Below are 18,116 nucleotides of genomic sequence, written 5' to 3'. Positions count from 1 at the left end.
GTCCCGAACGACGCCGCGTACGTGGACGGCTACGCTTGAAACGAGAAACAACGAAACTCGTCAAAAAAAGTCACCGCGCGCCCCGCATGCGGTGACCAAGCAAGACCCGGCGAGCCAGGCGTCAAGCACCGGCCCGCGGGTCGTCATGCGATTACCACTGATACGATGCGCCGGCGCCCCACACGTAGTTGCTGCCGCTGTAGCTGACGCCTGCCTTCACCTTGAGGTTCTGCGTGATGCGGGCGGTCGCGCCGAGCGCGGACGCCTGGTAGCCCTTGAAGTTGGCCGTGCCGACGCCCACCGCCAGCGTCTTGCCCGGGTCGACGTCCGGAATCATCGTCAGCGCGGTAGCGGCTGCGATACCGGAATAGGCATCGCGCGCAAGCGAGTCGATCTGGCCTTGCATGCCGGTCATCTGATTCTGGATGCCCGAAACGGCACTGTTCAACTGGCCGACGTTGACGGCATCCGTCGCATTGACGCCGGCCGCGACGTTAGTGATTCTGCGCTCGTTGCCTGCGGAACCGACCGACACCGTGTTGGCCTCCGACGCGACGGAACCGGTACCCAGCGCGACCGAATTCGATCCCGACGCCACCGCACCCTGACCGATGGCGACACTGCCGCTACCCGTCGCGCTCGAGCTCGCGCCATACGCGGAGCTGTTCGTGCCGGAGGCGACCGCGCCGACACCCGTCGCGGTGCTGTCGGTGCCCGATGCAACCGCATTTCCGCCCAGCGCCGTGCTCGAATCGCCGGTGGCGGATGCGTTCGCACCGTTGGCCGTGCTGCTCGTGCCCGACGCGGTTGCGTTCGCACCGTTGGCCGTGCTGCTCGTGCCCGATGCCGACGCGTTGTTGCCCGTCGCCGTCGAGCTGTCGCCCGTTGCGGCAGCGTTTTCGCCCGTCGCCGTGGTACCCGTGCCGGATGCGGTCGAGTTTGCGCCGTTCGCCGTGCTGTTCTCGCCTGACGCGGTTGCGTTCGCGCCGTTCGCCGTGCTGTCCGTGCCCGATGCCGACGCGTTGTTACCCATCGCCGTCGAGCTATCACCCGTTGCGGCAGCGTTTTCGCCCGTCGCCGTCGAGCCCGTGCCGGATGCGGTCGAGTTCGCACCGTTGGCCGTGCTGTCCGTGCCCGACGCCGACGCGTTGTTGCCCGTCGCCGTCGAGCTGTCGCCCGTTGCGGCAGCGTTTTCGCCCGTCGCCGTGGTACCCGTGCCGGATGCGGTCGAGTTTGCGCCGTTCGCCGTGCTGTTGTCGCCCGACGCGGTTGCGTTCGCGCCGTTCGCCGTGCTGTCCGTGCCCGATGCCGACGCGTTGTTGCCCATCGCCGTCGAGCTGTCACCCGTTGCGGCAGCGTTTTCGCCCGTCGCCGTCGAGCCCGTGCCCGACGCGGTCGAGTTCGCACCATTGGCCGTGCTGTTGTTGCCCGACGCTGCGGAGTCCGTACCGGTCGCCGTGCTGTTCTCGCCGGTCGCCGTCGAGTTCGTGCCGCTCGCCGTGCTGTTATCGCCCGACGCGGTCGAGTTCGCACCGTTGGCCGTGCTGTTGTTGCCCGACGCTGCGGAGTCCGTACCGGTCGCCGTGCTGTTCTCGCCGGTCGCCGTCGAGTTCGTGCCGCTCGCCGTGCTGTTATCGCCCGACGCGGTCGAGTTCGCACCGTTGGCCGTGCTGTTGTTGCCCGACGCTGCGGAGTCCGTACCGGTCGCCGTGCTGTTCTCGCCGGTCGCCGTCGAGTTCGTGCCGCTCGCCGTGCTGTTGTCGCCCGACGCGGTCGAGTTCGCACCGTTGGCCGTGCTGTTGTTGCCCGACGCTGCGGAGTCCGTACCGGTCGCCGTGCTGTTCTCGCCAGTCGCCGTCGAGTTCGTGCCGCTCGCCGTGCTGTTGTCGCCGGTCGCCGTCGAGTTCGTGCCGCTCGCCGTGCTGTTGTCGCCGGTCGCCGTCGAGTTCGTGCCGCTCGCCGTGCTGTTATCGCCCGACGCGGTCGAGTTCGCACCGTTGGCCGTGCTGTTGTTGCCCGACGCTGCGGAGTCCGTACCGCTCGCCGTGCTGTTGTCGCCGGTCGCCGTCGAGTTCGTGCCGCTCGCCGTGCTGTTATCGCCCGACGCGGTCGAGTTCGCACCGTTCGCCGTGCTGTTGTTGCCCGACGCTGCGGAGTCCGTACCGGTCGCCGTGCTGTTCTCGCCGGTCGCCGTCGAGTTCGTGCCGCTCGCCGTGCTGTTGTCGCCCGACGCGGTCGAGTTCGCACCGTTGGCCGTGCTGTTGTTGCCCGACGCCGCGGAGTCCGTACCGGTCGCCGTGCTGTTCTCGCCGGTCGCCGTCGAGTTCGTGCCGCTCGCCGTGCTGTTGTCGCCGGTCGCCGTCGAGTTCGTGCCGCTCGCCGTGCTGTTATCGCCCGACGCGGTCGAGTTCGCACCGTTCGCCGTGCTGTTGTTGCCCGACGCCGCGGAGTCCGTACCGGTCGCCGTGCTGTTCTCGCCGGTCGCCGTCGAGTTCGTGCCGCTCGCCGTGCTGTTATCGCCTGTCGCCGACGAGTTGTCGCCAGTGGCCGTGCTGTTTGTACCCGACGCGGTCGCGTTATTTCCGCTTGCGGTGCTGTTGTCGCCCGATGCAGTTCCCGCGCTTGCCGCGACACTGCCTTGCAGATCCGACACCGACGTGCTGAGCGACGAGACTTGCGACGTCAGCAGATCGTACTGTTGCGCGAAATTCTGCTGGAGTGTGTAGAGTTGCGAACCGTTCACTGCATCCGTGCTGGTTGCGGAAATCGTACCGGCTGCCACGTTCGTCAGGAGGACAGGTGTCGTGGCGCCCATGCCGCCGAGGGTGATCGTCGACTTCGACGAATCGTCGTAGGACACGGCATTCCCCATCGACGTCTGCAGGCTGTCCAGATTCGCATTGACCGTGCTGAGGCTCGTCGACAACGACGTGACGTCGTCCGCCGTGCCGAGCAGCGATGTCGACAACGACGCGATGCCGCTATCGGCGGTGGAAAGCCCCGCCGACGTGGCCGTCGACAGCGACGTCAGGTCGCTCGCCGTGCTGACCAGCGACGTCGACAACGACGCGATGCCGCTATCGGCGGTGGAAAGCCTCGCCGACGTAACCGTCGACAGCGACGTGACCAGCGCCGAGCTGGCGGTCGACAGCGACGTGAGCTGCGCGACGTTGACAGCGTCGGTATCGTTGACACCAGCGGCAACGCCCGTCAGCGTACGCGCGCCCTGGCCACCTGCGAAATTCACCGTCGTGCCCGGCGTATTTGCACCGACGTCGATCTCCCCGGTAGATGAATTTTGTGTCACGACGCCCACACCGACTGAAAGAAGACTCGTCGAAATCGAAGCGATGCTGGTTGCCGTCGAAGTCGACAACGAGGTCAACTGGGACATGTTGACTGCATCAGTCGAATTGACACCGGCAGCGAGGCCACTGAGCAATACGCCGCCGGTCGCATTCGACATCGTCAACACGTTGCCGTTCACGCCGCCCGTCCGGAAATAAATGTTGCCCGAACTACCGTTGAGAACAATCTGCGTATCGTCCGCGGTCATCCCCATCCAATTCGTCGAGCTACCCGCGACCATGCCATCGATCCAACCGGCTGAATTACAACCGTTCCCGGTTATAAGGCCCCCGCTGCCGGCAACATTATTGCTACCACCGTTGTACGTCAAGCACAGACCGGTGTTATTCGCAGCCATTGCCTCGCCGGCAAACGGCCCGGCAACGCCCATCGCAACCAGCGACGCCGCGCCCAGAAGCGACAGCTTAAGCACCTTTTTCAGTCCGAAAGCGGACTCCACGACACTCGAAGTTCCGCCCTTCCGCCCCACTGCATGCTCCGACGCCGCAACCCACGTACGCGCCTTTTCGCACCAGACTGTTTTGAAAATCTTGTTCACGATTCATTCCTCGCTATATTAGTTTCGTACTGCTACACGAATAAAAGGATCAGAAAACGCATACCCGGATCTGAGATGTCCCGCTGGAAGACACGACGGATATGAAGTCAATCGACGATGCAGAATGGATTTTTGACGTTCGCCCGAGGCCGATTACGTCCGTTCCAAACGACCGATTCCGATCATCAAAGATACAGAGGCGCGTCTTCCGGATACATCTCAATAGTTCGAAATGACCGTCGCGTGCAGGAAGCGCGTCGATATACGCCGAGCATCGGCCTTCATGTGCGGCATGTCGTCACACCGAATCTCCATTCGCATAACGAAATGTCGTATCGGCATACGACCCTCAAAGAGAATGGATCATCCTTTTGGCGTTTTCGAAATATCAAAAAACGCGCGCCGCCAATCGGTCGTTCGCTCTCGCGTCGCTCTTCACACGGGGAACCACGCCGCATGGTCTTTTCGCGCTCCGTCAAGCAACGCGCGACCGCGCACGCGGCGCTGGTTCATTTGCAGGAATGTCCGCGTTGGCGAGATAAAGGACCGCGTTGGATTTCGCGATCAACGCTCAATCTCGACGTCCACGCACGCATCCGTCTAGGTGCGTCGCATTCAGATTGGAATCGGAACGGTCCACCGGTTTTCCAGGACCCCGGATAGTTGTCCGGCGTTTACCGGAAGTGAAAACTCGGATCGAAGCGTGCGCCCTCGGTTGCCTTACGTCGCGCGCTCGATTCCGCGAGCGACGACCGGCACATCAACGCAATCGAGAACACGCCGAATTCCGCCAAATTCCGTCGAATGCTGTACGAACGCCTGACGCACGGCATCGTTCGGCAGAATCCCGTTCGCAAGGAAGTCGAGGCGCAAGCCACCGACGGCTTCGACGCTTGCCGTCACTTCTGTTCCAGAACGATTTCGACGCGCCGGTTTTGAGCCCGTCCTTCGTCGGTCGCATTTGACGCGACCGGATTCGATTTTCCGAATCCGCTCACGACGAAGCGATCCGCCTGCAATCCTCGCTCGCGCAGATAGTTCGCCACGGTACGCGCGCGACGAGCGGAAAGCGTGTTGTTGTAGGAGTCCGATCCAATGGCATCGGTGTAGCCGGACACTTGCACGACACGGAAGCGCTTGCCCTCCGCCTGTCGTACGACATCGTCCAAATCGCGCTTCCCGGACGGCTTGAGGTCGGAGCGATCGAAATCGAAAAGCGCGTCGCCACGGAGCAGGACGTTCGCCGCCGGCCGGCCTGGCACGGGCACAGACGACACGATCGGCGCCGGCGGTTGAAGCTTGACCGGCGCATCGCAACGGAACACCAGGCGATCCGGCGTGCGGCCGTTCGGCCCGCTCGTCTCGAGAACGTGCACGGACGGCGATCCGGGCTGGATCGCGCAAAGTTCCTGGGCTTTCTTCAGACACGATCCGGTCTCGATGAACAGGCCGGTACACTCGACTTCGAACATCTTCGCCGCAGCGTCGCCGTTGTTGATCGGACGCGCATTCACCGTCGGACCGGAATGGACGGTACATCCCGCGAACGCGAATAGCACGAAAGTAATGATGAGATTTTTCATGTTCAACCAAGTTATTTCTTCGATCCGGTGGCTTCACGCCGCGCGTCAACGCGCCGCCGCTTGAGGCGCTTCGCACATAAAGGTGATGGCGCTCGGCTCCGGTTCACCGACTACCTTGACGCGCGACTTTTCGCAGATCACCGTCGCGCTTCGCTTGCAGACTTCCGTTCCGCCGAGCAGCCCGGAACACGTCACCCGATATCGTTGAACGCCGTCTTCCGCCCTGATCGAGTAAATATCGGTCAGAGGCGTGGAGTAAGACGAGCAACCGGCAAGGGCTGCGACGAGCAACAGCGCGATATATTTCATGATGAATCAGTGTTTTGACGGACGAGCGATCGGCCACGGCGGAGGAGGCGTGCGGCCCGCGCGCATTGACCGGCTGGAGACAGATGCGCGCCGAAGCGAGGCGGGGGCCACGGACCGGCGCGGCCATGTTTCGCCCGCAAGATTAACGATGGACACCCTGTCCGGATATCGAAGTTCTACGAATGTGGACGCAGAGTGCCAACGCCGTTTCGGCGGCTTACGTCGTGCGGGTGGAAGAGAAATCGAACGGATGCGGGCGCGTGAGCCGACTGACCGTCGCCGCGGCGTGCGTCACTTGTAGCTGATGGTGAACGTCGCAATGCCGTTCGCCGCGCCCGGCGTCACCATGCCGCCGGTCTGGTAATAGCGCGCCGTCATCGGAATCGTCAGCGTCGTGCCCGCGGTCGCACTGCCGGCATCGAGGGCCGTACCGAACGTCACCGGCGCCCCGCCCATCAGCAGCTGAATGCCGACCCCGGACGCCACATCCGAGCGCTGCGTGAGCGCCAGTACGCCCGACGCACCGGTACTGTCCGCCGTTGCGGAAAACGTGAGTGCGACGTTGTACGTTCCGGCCGGCTGCGTGCAGGTCAAGCCGATGTTGAAATTCTGATCCCCGTACGTGGAGCCGATCCCGGAAAAGCGGTCGACCCGCACGTCGCCGAGCGGCACATTCATGCTGCGCGAGCCCGTATCGATGTCGCAGGTATAGGAAACGAACGAAATGTTGGTCAGCCCGCGGATGTAATGCGAGCCTTTCCTGTTGTTCGTATTGCTATCGAGATAGAACGCGGGAATGTCCGCCGCGCTGACGGCGCCTTGCGCCGGCGTGACACCGGTCTTCCTCAATTCCAGGTCGACGGCCCCGCTCGCATAGCCGTTCTTGCCGCCGAGGTCGACGACCATCGGACTCTTGATTTGCTGCGCGGTGTTGCCGCCCTGCCCTTCGTAGGTCAGCCAGAAGGTCAGCCCGTATTGCTGAAGCGTCGAGCTCAAGTCGGCGCGCCATAGATAGATATTGCTGGTATCGATCAGGATCAGCTTGCAATAGGTGCTGAAGGCGATTCCTTTCTGACTCCACAACACCGTCCCCACCGGAGCATCGGACGCCACCGTGATGGCCGGAAGCGTGGCGAGCGTCTTGTCGCCTTCGCAAGTCGCCGCTTGCGCGCCGATCGGCAGCGCGGCAACGGCAATCCACACGCAGCGCGCCGCCGTGCGCGTGCCACTGGAATCACGGAATCGCGCGCGCCATACTCGTTTCAATTGCATGTCGCCTCCATGGCCGGATACGTACCGACCGCTCCTTTCCCGGGCAGCGTGTAGTTCACCCGGCATCGGTTCTGCCGCTCCGCGCCCCAGCGAACGATGAAATGTCCTTCGAGGTCCGGCAATCCGGCCACGAACGTTTCGCCGTCCAATCCGACGACGCCGAGCGCCTGTCCTTCGTCGTTTTCGGCGGTCGCGCCCTGTGGCGGAGACGAGCCGTCGGGGCGCGTCAACGCGAACAAGGCCCGAAGGCCAACGACGGAATCGAAGCGGGTCTGAACGACCGCTGCGCGAGTCGGCACGACTTCGCTCACCGGGTTCCGGATCTCCACGTCCTGCGGCATCCGGCGCTGATCGACGACGATGCGGTTGACGCGATATGGATTCAAACGCGGAATCACCGCTTCGCCGGCCCGATTCGTGCTCACGCCGGGATGCATTTCGAAGTGAACGCCCTTCACGTTCGGCACGTCCACGACCGCCACAGTATCGCCAAGCGGCTGCGTGAACAACAGCCCTGTCTCATGCCATAGCAGTCCACCCGCCGCCGTGAACGCGGCCTGCGAATATCCGCGGCCGCTGCCGATCGACGCGTCGTAGCGGCCGAACGGCGCGAGGTAACTCGTCGATGCCGTCCCGCTGACGTCCGACTGGTTGGAATGCGCAACGCCCACGCTGTAATTCAACCGTTGATCGCTGCTGCTGCCGCCGACCGTCATCTGCTGATTGACGTGGTTCTCGTTGTTTCGGCTAACGAAATACGTGACGTTCGAGCTGCCGCCGCCCGCCGCATGCGTTCGTGCACCACCCAAAAGCACTTCCAGCGGCATCGACAGCGACAACGACACGTTCCAGTTGGACGGCACGCCGTTTCCCTTGCTGTAGCCCGCATAAAGTCCATAGCTGGCTCGTCCCCAGTTTCCGCTATGTCCGAGCTGGTACACGGTACTGCGCGCCGCGCTGCCCCAGTACGTCTGCACGGCCACGGTCGCGTACATCGAGCCGAAACGGCCAAGGCTCTGGTTCACCGTGCCTTCCAGGCGCTGCCGTTTCGCGCCCAGCGCGGCCGGCTCGCTGCCGTCGCGCAGTTGCACCGCATCGGCGAAGCTTCGATAGCCGACGGTGGAGTAACGGTACGCGAGCAGCCGGAAGTCCGTGCCCCAACCACCCACGGCCTTCGCATAAAGCACGCGAAACGCGTGCCCCGACACGGTGCTGCTGTCGATCAGATCAACGGCGCTGCGCGCATGCGTCACGTCGAACGATACCGCCCCGATGTTGCCGAGATTCTTGCCGATTCCGACCAGTATCGATTGATACATGCCCGACCCGATGAACCCACCGTATAGCGAAAATTCGCCGGGCAAGCCGCGTGCAACCGTCGCCATGGCGAAGCTCGGGTGCGAGCCCGAAATGCCGTCACGGTATTGACCGGCCGTGACGTTGTAGCGCCACGAGCCGTCGCGCAACAGCATCGGCACGGCGGAATACGGTTGGGTAAACGTCGTGACGTGCCCGTCAGCCTCGGTGACCGTCACTTCCAGGTTGCCCGACGACGAAGTCGGATAGAGATCGTCGATCGTGAACGGTCCGGGAGGCACGTAGGTGCTGTAGATGACAAAACCGTTCTGCTTGATCGTCACCTGCGCGTTGGTCTGTGCAATGCCGTGCACGGTCGGCGCGTAACCCTGCAGGCTGTCGGGCAGCATGGTTTCGTCAGTATTGAGCTGTACGCCGCGAAACTGGAAGCCGTCGAAGATGTTGGAGGGCGTGGTACCTTCGCCCGCCATCAGCCGGCTATTCCAGCCGGTGATGTCGCGCTGCACGAACGTGTTGATGATCTGGAAGCGGCTCTTACCGTCGAGCCCGCGCAGGAACGACGACGTGTGCGACAACCGCCACGCACCCAGATTGATGCCGGTGCGCAGGCCGGCGTACAGCGTCGTGCGCGAGTTGACGGACGCGTAGTTGCTGCCCGCGTATTGCGCGGCGCTGAGCTGGTAGTCGAGCAGTGCCGCGTTCACGCCCTGATCCCAGCGCGCCGGGTCCACCGAGCCGCGCGCGCGGCGCTTCAACGCGGCCTGAGGCACCGTTACGTTCAACTGCAGTTGATGGCTGTCGAAGTCGACGCGGGCGTCGGGAACGCTGTCGGCGATGTCGACGCATGCGTCCCCGCCAGCCTGCGCCAGCCGGGGAAACGTGGCAACGTTGACACCCCACTCGTCGAGCATCCGCGCGGTCAGACAGGGAGTCGCGTCCTCCCCATCCGCATGCGCGCCGTCGAACATGAACGCGATGTCACGCCGGTCGATCGCCTCGCCGTTGACAAAGACCGATACAAGATAGACGCCCGGCAGCACGCGATTCGACGTCGCATACACGGAAAGATCCGCCCCGCCCCGGCCGCCGCCCAGCTCGAGAAAGGCCGGATCGAACTCGAACGCTTGCTCGCCATGAGCGGCTGACGAGAGCGCCGTCAGCGCGGCGGCCAGCATGGTGACTCGAATGCGCGAAGGGCCGACATCGGCAACACGATGCCGAATCATCGCATCCTACTGTGGCGAAGCCTCGGGCGATCCGGCAGGTTGCGCGGTCACTTCCGTTGCCTGCGTGACGGCGCCGTAATCGTTGATGGTGGTATAGCTGAATTTGACCGGACCGACCTGCGAGATCGTCCTGGATGGAATCGGGATGATCAAATCGCTTTTGGGATTCACCATGTCCGCGTTGACGCTCGCGTTCTGCGTGGCCTGAACCACGATGGTCGAGAAGGTCACGTGATACGGCGTCGGGTTGCTGACCTTCAACGCCGCTCCCTGCCCGATCGGGCTCGGCACGACCGACCATTTGAGTTGCGACGGCGCGTCGGCCGCGCTGCCGGCCAGACCCGTCGGCCGATAAAAGAGCTTGATGCGCGTGAGCACGGCGATCCTGAGCGTGTTGACGTCCACCTTGCGCTTCCCGGTGGGCGGGATCTCCTTCACGTTGATCCAATAGACGGATTCGACATCCTGCGGCAATCCCGCGCCCCGCTTCACGTGGCGCACGCTGACGAGCTGCTCCTTGCCGCCGTCCAGACGAAAGAGCGGCGGCGTGACCGTAAACGGCATGCGACGGGTGTTGCCGTTTCCGTCGTCGACGAAAATCTGAATCACGTACGGCGTCTCGCCCTTGTTGCGCACGGCGACCGACGTATCGCGCGCGTCAACTTTTGCATCGAAAACCACCCGAGTGCCGCCGACCTGAATGCCGGCATAAGCGGCGACGCAGCTCAGGGCGAGGACGGTGGCAACGGCGGCATGACAAACGATAGGCAAGCGCATGTTTCGTCTTCTCTCTCTGGAAAATCACGGCCAGGGCGCCGCGTCGGTGGAACGGTCTTGCATGCTCGACCGGCGCACATGCGCCGGACGGTTCGGAGTCCGTTACTTATACGTCAGCGCGAAGACCGCCGTGGCATTGGCCACGCCGCCCGTCACGGTCGCCGAGGTCGCGATATAGCGTGCCTCGAAGTTGAACGTATTGTCGCCCTCGGCGATCGTGTATTCCTTGCTGCTCGAGCCGATGCTGATCGGGGTTCCGGCATCGTCGACGAGTTGCAGCGCGACCCCGCCCGCTCCGCCAACCGTCGTTTGCAGCGCCGTCGAATTCGTGCTGTCCGTCGTGCCCGTGAACAGCACTGTCGCGCCCGTCGTCGACGCACCGCAATTCTTGAGGACAATCTTGAACGCGGTGGCGCCGGTGGTCGATCCCGCTCCGCTGAAGTCGTTCGCAAAGACCTTCGCCATGGTCACGGTGCTGCTGGTGGCGGCCGTATCGATTTCGCACGGGACGTCGGTGATGCTGCCGGTGAAATTGATGGTGCCGGTCGTGGCGGTCTGCGAATGAGCCGCGCCGATGAAGACCATCGACAGCAGAACGGTCACCAAGCCGCATTGCATTCGTTTTGCTTTCATCCCGACTCCCCTCACCAAGACCAGTGAAACTAGTTTAAGGGACGCAATTCTCCGCGTCACTATTTATAGCGAACAATCACTTCAACACGACTCGCCTTAACCCGCTCAGCCTCGTACCATTTCCGGTCGCATTGAATGAATATCCCAATATGTGGTCAATAAATTCCATCTATATTACATAGTTATTACGAAATAAATTCACCATGCACCGATATGACGCATGCGACGATCCATGCGACGAAATCGCATCCCATCGATGCGTGACATTGCCCTCGAATAGGCGCGTCAATTTGTCGTCGATTTCGGAACAAAGAGGTGAGAAACCTCGCTACGCACGGGCGGTATATCACCCGCCCGAAACAAGAATCCTGCCGATCGACACTGAAGCGAAGGCCCCATTCTGACCACGAGAAACCACTAGATCGGGCTCGTCGTCGGCCATTTGATTGTTAGGAGGATTGACTGAACGTTCCGGCCGCAAAGTGCGGGAACGATAGACGCGACGACGAGGAATAGCCGAGCGTATTTCTGGAAATGACGATTGCCTTCATGACGACAATTCTTGTGTCAAGTCAATTGTCATGCCGCGCAAATCAAACAATGACATTGACGTTCGCTACTATTGTTAATAGTCTTTCATGATGTGTCCAGGAATCCGAATCAGTGGCCAATTCTATTGAGCGCGAGGCAATTATGACTCGTGGAAATCCCCTTCTTGTACTGGTTCTGTTGCTTGTGGCGTTCCTTGCTGCGTGTGGCGGCAGCGATCTCCATCCGACGGTTTCTCCACCTGCCGGCCTGAATTACAGCGTTCCGGCGGTGGTCTACGATAAAGGGGCGCCGATTATTCCCAATCTGCCGCACAGTAGCGGCGGCTCCATCACGAAGTACAGCGTATTGCCCGCCCTGCCCAGCGGACTTGCCCTCGATCCCGTCACCGGCGTGATCTCGGGCACGCCGTCCGCCGCCACGCCCGTCACGGTGTACGTTGTCACAGGCAGCAACAGCGCCGGCAGTGTCACGGCTCGTGTGCAGATCGAAGTGGAGGATGGCGTCGCTCCGCCGGACAGCCTTAGCTATCAAGATAACCCGGTCGTCTATGCGGCAGGCGCACAGATCAGCCCGAATATGCCGACGACTTCTGGCGGAGAGATCACGCAGTACGCTGTCGCGCCCGCGCTGCCGGCGGGGCTCGCTCTGGATCCGCAGACTGGCATTATCAGCGGCACGCCAACCACCGTGACGGCGCCGGCGAACTACACCGTTACCGGCAGCAATAGCGCGGGCAGCGCGCAGACGCAGGTCAGCATCGAAGTGCGGGCACAGGCCATCCCGCCGACGAGTTTGACGTATTCGGACCCGGTGCCGGTCTACGTGGTCGGGCAGGCAATCACGCAGGACATCCCGCAGGCCGGCGGCGGCGCCGTTGCTGAGTACGCCGTATCGCCGACGCTGCCGGCCGGTTTGAGTATCGATGCGCAAACCGGAGTGATCAGCGGCACGCCTCAAACCGCGCAGACCCAAACGATCTATACCGTCACCGCCGGCAACAGCGCGGGCAATGTGACAGCGCAGGTTGCGATCACCGTGACCGCGACCGCGCAGTGGTTGTCCGTCGACGATCTGGCCCAAGCACGCCACGCCCACACCGCGACGCGACTGCTCAATGGCAAGGTGCTGGTTGCCGGCGGTGCCAATAGCGTTGGCGGCTCCTTGGCTTCCGCTGAGTTATACGACCCGGCGACTAACACGTGGTCGACCGTTGCGAGCATGAATCAGGCGCGCAGCGCCCATACCGCGACGCTGCTGCCCAATGGCAAAGTACTGGTTGCCGGCGGCGTAGGCATCTCATTTTCGAGCGAGGTGTACGATCCGGTTAGCGATACATGGACGGTGGTTCCTGAGGCAAGTTCCTTCGAACCTAGCGCATCGCGCAGCGCCCATACCGCAACACTGTTGCCCAATGGCAAGGTAATGATTGCGGGCGGCGTAGACGACGTTGGCCGCATCCTGCCCGTGTCATTGTCTTCGGTCGAAGTGTACGATCCGGCCAATAACGCATGGGCGCCGGTTACCAGCATGAATCACGCACGCAGCGCCCATACCGCGACGCGGCTGACCAATGGCAAAGTACTGGTTGCCGGCGGCGTAGGCATCTCATTTTCGAGCGAGGTGTACGATCCGGTCGGCGATACATGGACGGTGGTTCCCGAGGCAAGTTCCCTCGAACCTAGCGCATCGCGCAGCGCCCATACCGCAACACTGTTGCCCAATGGCAAGGTAATGATTGCGGGCGGCGTAGACGACGTTGGCCGCATCCTGCCCGTGTCATTGTCTTCGGTCGAAGTGTACGATCCGGCCAATAACGCATGGGCGCCGGTTACCAGCATGAATCACGCACGCAGCGCCCATACCGCGACGCCACTGACCAATGGCAAGGTGCTGGTTGCCGGCGGACGTGGCGCGTCACTATCGTCAGCCGAAGTGTACGATCCCGCCAATAACGCATGGACGGACGTCGCCAGTTTGAATCAGGGGCGCGCCGTTTATGCTGCGACGCTGCTGCCCGATGGCCGAGTGCTGGTCGAGGGGGGGCACGTCAGTGCTGGCGGCCTCCTAGGCTCCCTGTCGTCAGCCGAAGTGTACATGCCTTGACACGATGGAATGCGCCATGGGGCGGCCTTGATGACGGCACCGATTGTGCGCAGGCATTCGGCGCCATGCGGTGTGTCAAGCATCCTTGGGCGGCTAGATCCGCGGCGTGGTGCCCGCATCCGGGTAATGGTGGGATAACGGGATTCCGCCATGGTGGAGATCACTGGACCACTGAAGGTCATGTCGCACAAAAGTCGAGAGAGGTGGCCTCGCTCGTTCGGTCAGTGTTCTGAGATTTTTGAGTGGAGCATCCGAGGCAATCATGCTGCTGATTTGATCGCAGGCAGTGTCGCGAAGTATGCCTCATGGACTTGCCCCTGCATGACCGGACAGGCGGTCACGCTAAGGTTGGAGAATTTGCTTGCTGGCGAAACTCGCGTGGTGAGCGATATTTCAGGGCGCTGTGTGGATGCGACTTGTTGTAGTGGCGAACACCACAATGGCCAAGTTTTACAGCGCCGTTCTGGCGTCGGGCTTGGGCGTCCACGACACGTAATCGCGCTTCATCGTTTTGACGAAGCTCTCGGCCATTCCATTGCTCTGCGGACTTCTCACGGGTGTCGTGACGGGCTTCAAGCCGATTTGCTGCAAGAACGTCAGCGTCCCGTCGGTAATGTAGCAGGAAGCGTTGTCGCTCAGCCACTCGATTTCGTCGTCAGCCTTCAACTCACCGGCGAAGCGGTTTTCGACAGCCTGGAGCATCACGTCGCGCACCATGTCGCTGTTGTACCCGCCCGTGGTCGCAGTCCAACTCACGGCTTCCCGGTCGCAGCAGTCCAGCGCGAGGATGACGCGCAAGGGGACGCCGTCGTCGCAGCGAAATTCGAAACCGTCCGAACGCCAGCGGACGTTGCTCCTGTCCACCGCAACCTTGCCGTCGTGTCGCCCCATAGAAGGGGCATGGCGAGGCCGACGTTCGAGCAACATGCCGTGGCGACGCATGACGCGATAACCCGTCTTGCATTGACACGAGGTTGGCTCAGCGCGTCCCGATTTCGCCTCAGCAGCGCCCATGCTTGCCGGTAGCCGTATGTGGGCAGGTCAGCACCAGCTCTTGATGTTCGGTGACGAGCGGCATGTCATCCAGAACGGGCGTCCTGCGCCGGTCGACCCATTCAGCAGGGCGCTTCGATTTGACCGCAAGATTCGAGCGCGACACACCCAGGACGTCACCCCCCCCTCTTCATCGGTCGTCCCCCAGCAGCAATGGTAAGTGCGCAATCAATTTTTTTCCCAGCAGTCGCTGGAGATCACGAATCTGCTTCATCGCGTCGGCCAGCTCCGATGCCGGCACCACACCTATTCACCGGCACTGACGGCTGGCAGGCTTCCATCGTGAGAGCGCTTGCGCCAGGCGAACACTTGGTGCGCATTCACTTGACGACGACGGGCAACCCCGGAAACCGTGGCTCCGGGCTCAAAAGTCTCGCGTACTATCGCGAGCCTTTCTTCAACGGAACGGCGGCGGCGCTGTTCAAGCTGCCTCAGAACCTCGACGGGTTCCCCGTTAGGCATAGGCTTAAACATAGGCGTAGGACTACCTCATAGTTTAAGCGTCACCTCGGGTCCAGTTTTCGTGAGGGGGCCGGCCCACTCGCCGCCAGCAGAATTATGCAACACCGCGGTCAAAATGCAAAATATCAGACAAATGGTAGATTTTTCTAATTTGACATTGAAAAATTGTCCAAGTATAGCGCCCCATCAATTTCGAATGACTTGATTAGTTTTCCCGGTGGGGCGGTGTTTGAAAATCGATCCCCCGTGGCAGCATCTCGAAGCGTAATGCAGCACGCATCCGATCCGTCACTATAAAATGTATGCAGGCGAATGGGAGAGCTCAGCGATCTGTATCCAAACTCAACGTGGCGAGGAAAAATCGTAAATTCCAGCTTACCATCTCTTACAAGTAAAGCATGATCAGTTATAAATGGCGGATAATTTACACCACCTTCCAAGCTAAAGTTGTTTTCTGACGTAAAATCAATGTATCGCGTTCTAACATGCCTTCCAAGTCCACCCTGGGGAATTTCTTCAAACCCCTCTCCCCATAGAATGGCGGCAGTTTGATCGGAATCACTGTAAGAGAAAGCAACCCTACCATTTTTATTTATCGGAAGCTGAACTCGCACGACCGGGATCATTTGCCCATAAAGAGAATTATATCTTCTTTGGTCGTCTCTGGCGTTATTTAGGCCAACGGTATCTCCATATAAATAATAAAATGCGTAAATTGGTAAAGTTTTCCCTGAGCCAGCAGGCCACGTGGCCAAAACCAATTCATTATGGCCCGCCCACTGAGCTTGCGTTAATTTATCTCTCGAAAGAATATTTTGAAAAAAATGATTGGCAGTATCCTGACCGCCTTCCCGAGTACTCCATCCGCATTGATACGCTTGCGAACCATTTCCGCGATTGAAATGAGATATCCATTGGTCAGCTGTTAATACTCCCTGTCTGTCGCATGGAACACTTTGAGCGGGATACGTAGTAGAAGGGCCGCACCCTTGCTCCGTTGGCCGGCTAGCGGTAACACCATTCACAGGGAATACGCATAAAACCCCAATAGAGTCGCTCTTGCCATTCGGTGTAAAGTAAACCGGATAGAAAATCAGCCCACTATGAAATCCACTTCCTGAGTAATTGTTATCTGTCCGAAGCCAAGAGAAAGAAATCCCTCCTCGCGTTATTGATCCCGGAGAGGGATCCCAAGGAAGAAATGCTGGATTGCCAGAATCAGTGCCGCGAATCATAACGCCACTACATAAGAACGCCGGGCGCCCGGGTGTGCCGCAATCGCTAACCGAGGTATTGTACCATTGTCGCAATGGTATTGTTGCATCTGGGTCTCGACTGGCTATCGTACTCGCAACCGGAAATTCAAGGCACCCGGACAAACAAAGAGAGACAAGCAATATTACCAATCTCCCAAGGCTCACATGCAGTTTCATTGCCTTTCTCCTACATCATGAATCTTCGCAAAAATTAAAACGACAAAAATTCACAATCATGAATGCCCCGAAACAGATGCAAGATTCATCAGATAATTAATCTGATGAATGTATTAATAATTCATCGTGATGTTATCAATAATAATTGACCCGTCCAGTTGAATCTGGCGTATAAATTTTCCCGGCGGGGCCGTAACAGATGCCCACATGCCAGAATTACTTTGATTGAGAGAAATGCAACATATATCTTCTCCGGCATCGGTTGCCGTGCGCACCAAAATTACCGGGGACAATGAAATATATCCAAATTTAATTGATTTTGGATATCCTTTGAATTCCAATCTGCCATCACGAGCGAACGCCGATTTACTGGTTAAAAAAGGTGGATAAGATTGATTTGTCAGAACGTCTATATTGTATAGTGATTTAATATCGAAGCGAGCGGTTGAAAGGTTGGTTCCCGCATTTCCGCTGGGAGATGACTCAAAATCTTCAGATTGACTCTTCCCGGCAACTTGATCTGAATCATCATACGAAAACCAAACTTTTTCATCATTGGTTCTCGGAGGACTGAGCTGAATTATAGGAATAACAACGCCATATAATTCATGATATCGCTGTTGATCATATCTTGCCTTCCCTAATGCACCGCTATCGCCAGATAAATAAAAGAAAGATTGAATTGGGAGCGATGCACCTTCCCCCCGCCTCCAGGTTGAAATTCGAATTTCATTATGAACATCCCATATTCCAGGATAAGGGCGAAACAACTCTCGAGCAACAATGCTTTGATAAAAGCGATTTGCTGTGTCGCTGGATGAGCCAATACGCACCCCCCATCCACATATTGTCGTGTATGTGATATTTGGTATAAATCGACTTACCCATTGCTGACCAGTATTAATGCCCTGGCGTTCGCATGGAATGCTTGTCGGCATGTTCTGCACGCCGCCACATCCTTTTTCATCCCTTACGTTTGTATGCGCATCGTAAGGAAAAACACATAGAATTTCGAGGTTATTAATTTTTCCGGGCGGAGTTTCGTGGGCTGGATAAAAAATAAATCCATTGTGGAATGGATAGAATTCCCGGAAATTGGTATCACGTCTATACCAAGAGAAAGAAACCCCGCCGCTATCGATTGATCCCTGACTAGGATCCCATGGAAGAAAATCAGGACTAGAATCCGTGGCGCGAATCATTACTCCACTACAAAGAAAAGCTGGATTAGTTGCGCTGCCGCAATCGTGAGTAGTGTGATTATACCAATCAACCAGCTGAGTAACGGCGTCTGCGCCGGTTTTTTCGAGATTAGCCTGAATGAGTTGTTTATCTTCACCCAAACCCCTGGATACTCCCGTCAAGCTGCCGATCGATGTGCATGCACCCAAAAATAAAATAAGCGCTATCGATATTAACGTAGAGCTTTTTTTCTTATTCATGGCACCACCTCCGATTGCTTGAAAATGGAAGTTCTAAAAATACGAAT

The 18,116-nt window shown here is 59.5% G+C and carries 11 protein-coding genes and 1 pseudogene; 1 reads left to right on the top strand and 11 read right to left on the bottom strand.

Annotated elements, in window-relative coordinates:
• Positions 1–151: 151 nt before the first annotated feature.
• From WS70_RS19200 to WS70_RS19160, 8 genes are all read right to left on the bottom strand, one after another.
• Positions 152–3,907, bottom strand: coding sequence for a YadA-like family protein (locus tag WS70_RS19200; RefSeq protein ID WP_108034017.1), 3,756 nt, complete (start codon positions 3,905–3,907; stop codon positions 152–154).
• Between the two features lie 720 nt (positions 3,908–4,627).
• Positions 4,628–4,810 carry a hypothetical protein gene (locus WS70_RS19195; RefSeq protein WP_059597757.1) on the bottom strand — a complete coding sequence of 61 codons (183 nt, stop codon included), beginning with the start codon at positions 4,808–4,810 and terminating at the stop codon, positions 4,628–4,630.
• Complete coding sequence (locus WS70_RS19190; protein WP_059597758.1) at positions 4,807–5,490, bottom strand: OmpA family protein; 684 nt, start codon at positions 5,488–5,490, stop codon at positions 4,807–4,809. Before WS70_RS19190 ends, WS70_RS19195 begins: the two co-directional genes overlap by 4 nt.
• A 45-nt stretch (positions 5,491–5,535) precedes the next feature.
• Positions 5,536–5,799, bottom strand: a complete 264-nt coding sequence (locus WS70_RS19185) for a hypothetical protein (RefSeq protein ID WP_059597759.1) — start codon at positions 5,797–5,799, stop codon at positions 5,536–5,538.
• 291 nt (positions 5,800–6,090) lie between these two features.
• Positions 6,091–7,071, bottom strand: a complete 981-nt coding sequence (locus WS70_RS19180; protein ID WP_059597760.1) for a fimbrial protein — start codon at positions 7,069–7,071, stop codon at positions 6,091–6,093.
• Positions 7,062–9,563 carry a fimbria/pilus outer membrane usher protein gene (locus tag WS70_RS19175; protein WP_059597761.1) on the bottom strand — a complete coding sequence of 834 codons (2,502 nt, stop codon included), beginning with the start codon at positions 9,561–9,563 and terminating at the stop codon, positions 7,062–7,064. Before WS70_RS19175 ends, WS70_RS19180 begins: the two co-directional genes overlap by 10 nt.
• 57 nt (positions 9,564–9,620) lie before the next feature.
• Positions 9,621–10,391, bottom strand: a complete 771-nt coding sequence (locus WS70_RS19170; RefSeq protein ID WP_059597762.1) for a fimbrial biogenesis chaperone — start codon at positions 10,389–10,391, stop codon at positions 9,621–9,623.
• Positions 10,392–10,493: 102 nt separating this feature from the next.
• Positions 10,494–11,024 carry a fimbrial protein gene (locus WS70_RS19160; protein ID WP_059597763.1) on the bottom strand — a complete coding sequence of 177 codons (531 nt, stop codon included), beginning with the start codon at positions 11,022–11,024 and terminating at the stop codon, positions 10,494–10,496.
• A gap of 663 nt (positions 11,025–11,687) precedes the next feature.
• On the opposite strand from WS70_RS19160, the gene WS70_RS19155 reads away from it, so the two are divergent.
• Positions 11,688–13,679: a putative Ig domain-containing protein gene (locus WS70_RS19155; protein ID WP_159082925.1), complete on the top strand. Its 1,992-nt coding sequence runs from the start codon at positions 11,688–11,690 to the stop codon at positions 13,677–13,679.
• Between the two features lie 337 nt (positions 13,680–14,016).
• On the opposite strand, the pseudogene WS70_RS19150 reads toward WS70_RS19155, so the two are convergent.
• From WS70_RS19150 to WS70_RS31665, 3 genes and pseudogenes are all read right to left on the bottom strand, one after another.
• A pseudogene (locus WS70_RS19150) lies at positions 14,017–15,194 on the bottom strand (IS3 family transposase).
• Between the two features lie 146 nt (positions 15,195–15,340).
• A complete protein-coding gene (locus WS70_RS31670) occupies positions 15,341–16,627 on the bottom strand; it encodes a hypothetical protein (protein ID WP_159082924.1) in 1,287 nt (428 codons plus the stop codon).
• 113 nt (positions 16,628–16,740) lie between these two features.
• Positions 16,741–18,069: a hypothetical protein gene (locus WS70_RS31665; protein WP_159082923.1), complete on the bottom strand. Its 1,329-nt coding sequence runs from the start codon at positions 18,067–18,069 to the stop codon at positions 16,741–16,743.
• Between the last annotated feature and the right edge of the window lie 47 nt (positions 18,070–18,116).

It is taken from the genome of Burkholderia mayonis, assembly GCF_001523745.2.
In the GTDB taxonomy this organism is placed as follows: Bacteria; Pseudomonadota; Gammaproteobacteria; order Burkholderiales; family Burkholderiaceae; genus Burkholderia; species Burkholderia mayonis.
Note: the sequence above shows the minus strand (reverse complement) of the source record. Positions and strands in the feature narration are given on the sequence as shown.

Coding starts and splice junctions, on each gene's coding strand:
- WS70_RS19190 (WP_059597758.1), bottom strand. CDS start 5,490: ATGAAAAATCTCATCATTACTTTCGTGCTATTCGCGTTCGCGGGATGT.
- WS70_RS19185 (WP_059597759.1), bottom strand. CDS start 5,799: ATGAAATATATCGCGCTGTTGCTCGTCGCAGCCCTTGCCGGTTGCTCG.
- WS70_RS19180 (WP_059597760.1), bottom strand. CDS start 7,071: ATGCAATTGAAACGAGTATGGCGCGCGCGATTCCGTGATTCCAGTGGC.
- WS70_RS19175 (WP_059597761.1), bottom strand. CDS start 9,563: ATGCTGGCCGCCGCGCTGACGGCGCTCTCGTCAGCCGCTCATGGCGAG.
- WS70_RS19170 (WP_059597762.1), bottom strand. CDS start 10,391: ATGCGCTTGCCTATCGTTTGTCATGCCGCCGTTGCCACCGTCCTCGCC.
- WS70_RS19160 (WP_059597763.1), bottom strand. CDS start 11,024: ATGAAAGCAAAACGAATGCAATGCGGCTTGGTGACCGTTCTGCTGTCG.
- WS70_RS31670 (WP_159082924.1), bottom strand. CDS start 16,627: ATGAAACTGCATGTGAGCCTTGGGAGATTGGTAATATTGCTTGTCTCT.
- WS70_RS31665 (WP_159082923.1), bottom strand. CDS start 18,069: ATGAATAAGAAAAAAAGCTCTACGTTAATATCGATAGCGCTTATTTTA.